Below are 2,043 nucleotides of genomic sequence, written 5' to 3'. Positions count from 1 at the left end.
ATATGGTACTACTCATTGTATATCTGTCTATAGCCTTATTGGTGTCGTTTTTATGCTCTATTTTAGAAGCGGTATTGCTTTCTATTACACCCTCTTATGTAGAATCACTTAAGCAGGATGAAAGCTCTTCTTTGGGCCAGAATCTTGAAAAGCTGAAAGATAATATCGACAGACCACTTGCTGCAATTTTGTCATTTAATACCATTGCTCACACGGTAGGTGCCGCTGGCGTTGGTGCACAGGCTGCAGTTGTTTTTGGTAATAAGTACCTTGGGCTGGTGTCGGCCGTGCTGACTTTGCTCATCCTCGTTTTTTCTGAAATCATACCAAAAACCATTGGTGCAAGTTATTGGCGCTCATTGATCGGTTTTTCGGTAAAGACTTTAAATGTACTTATTGTGCTAATGTATCCTTTGGTGATCATGTCCAAAGGTATTACCAAGCTGCTCTCTAAAGATGAAAATTCGGCTTCTGTAAGTCGAGCTGAGCTTTCAGCTATGGCCGATATCGGGGAGAAGGAGGGAGTTTTTGCCAAAACAGAGTCTAAGATGATTAAAAATCTGGTAACCCTAAGGAATATCATGGTAGAAGATGTGATGACTCCACGCACCGTGATTGTGATGATGCAGGAAGATAAGCAACTTCAAGAGCTTTTCGAAAACGAAACGTTTAAGAAATTTTCCAGAATCCCTGTTTTTAAGAAAAATAGGGATGATATCAGTGGTTACGTGCATAAAGTAGATGTGTTAAGCAGATTGGCTGAAGATCAACACGAGCTTACACTTAGAGATATCAAAAGAGAGGTTTTGATGGTAGCTCATACTATGAAACTGCCAATCATACTTGATAGGTTTGTCGAAAGTAAAGAGCATTTTGCTTTGGTTACAGACCGGTATGGAGGCGTAGCAGGACTTGTTACCATGGAAGATATTATGGAAACTCTACTGGGGCGTGAGATCATGGATGAGTTTGATGGCATTGAAGATATGCAGGAATACGCCCGCAACCAATGGAGACAACGGGCTCAAAAATTAGGCTTGCTCATCGAGGAGAATGAAGAAGAACAGACAGATGAAACATCAGAAGATGTGGCCAAGTTTGGTATAACCGGAGGCACAGCACCAAATAAAGAAAATTAACCAAACCTACTTTAGTCCTTTTTCTAGATGAAATGGGTAAAAGAGCTACACTAAAAAGAAAATGGTTGCTATCAGGTGGCCTTGGAGCTGTTGGTTTCGGCTCAGGTTTATGTGCAGTGATCGAAGTTGCTTTTATGCGCCATGAAGGCGCTCCTTTTTGGCAATGGTTTTTACTTGGTACAGTGAGTCTTGCGGTGTTGATTACCGGCCTCAACTTTATCATCAATGCATTGAAATATAAGATCAGATTGGAGAACCTGAAGTAGGCTTAGAGTTCTTCTTTATAAAGCCACACTATACAATCAGCAAGTTGCTGTGACCAGAATGTCTCATTATGTTCACCACCAGGGATGGTCCGGTGTTTGAAAATTAGATATTTACTTCCCTTCATGATTTCATTTGTCAGGTCAAAGGCCTTGAGCCCCTGCTCACCTTCTTTATCTCCCATGATGCTGTAAATCTTATGCTCTTTAGAAAATGAATGCGTTTCTGTAAATGTTATGACTTCTTCAGAAAACCAATAAGAGGGAGAAAATATACCTGCTTTAGAAAAAACTTCAGGATAGGTGTAAATCATATAGTGAGAGATTAAGCCTCCGAGGCTACTACCGAGAATGGCATTATTATCAACTTGTGTGCGGTAAGTACTATCAATCATCAGTTTGAGTTCGTTGACGATAAATGCTGCATACTCAGGTCCTTCACCGCCTCCGTATTTTTGATGGGTCCAAGAGGTGTATTCATTAATCCTATGCTCCCCGCCATTATCTATACCAACTACTATGAGTGCTAACCCAGTCGCCTTGTACAAACTATCCAATGTTTCATCAACATGCCATTCCCCGATGAACGATGTAGAATCCGCAAACAAGTTTTGTCCATCATGCATGTACAGCACCGGATA

The 2,043-nt window shown here is 40.9% G+C and carries 3 protein-coding genes; 2 read left to right on the top strand and 1 reads right to left on the bottom strand.

From position 1 onward, the window contains the following. Nucleotides 1-1,139 (top strand): CNNM domain-containing protein (locus E1176_RS01880; RefSeq protein ID WP_155208880.1); only part of this gene is annotated, 1,139 nt, incomplete at its 5' end. Between the two features lie 32 nt (nucleotides 1,140-1,171). After that, on the top strand, nucleotides 1,172-1,405 hold the full coding sequence (locus E1176_RS01875; protein WP_155208879.1) for a hypothetical protein: 234 nt from the start codon (nucleotides 1,172-1,174) through the stop codon (nucleotides 1,403-1,405). Between the two features lie 2 nt (nucleotides 1,406-1,407). Here the strand turns inward: E1176_RS01875 and E1176_RS01870 are convergent. Beyond that, nucleotides 1,408-2,043, bottom strand: a 636-nt coding sequence (locus E1176_RS01870; RefSeq protein ID WP_155208878.1) for an alpha/beta hydrolase, incomplete at its 5' end; no start/stop codon positions are given.

This window comes from Fulvivirga aurantia (assembly GCF_009711475.1).
In the GTDB taxonomy this organism is placed as follows: Bacteria; Bacteroidota; Bacteroidia; order Cytophagales; family Cyclobacteriaceae; genus Fulvivirga; species Fulvivirga aurantia.
Note: the sequence above shows the minus strand (reverse complement) of the source record. Positions and strands in the feature narration are given on the sequence as shown.

What these genes read in the sequence shown, in the direction of transcription:
- E1176_RS01875 (WP_155208879.1), top strand. Translation starts at nt 1,172, where the DNA reads ATGGGTAAAAGAGCTACACTAAAAAGAAAATGGTTGCTATCAGGTGGC.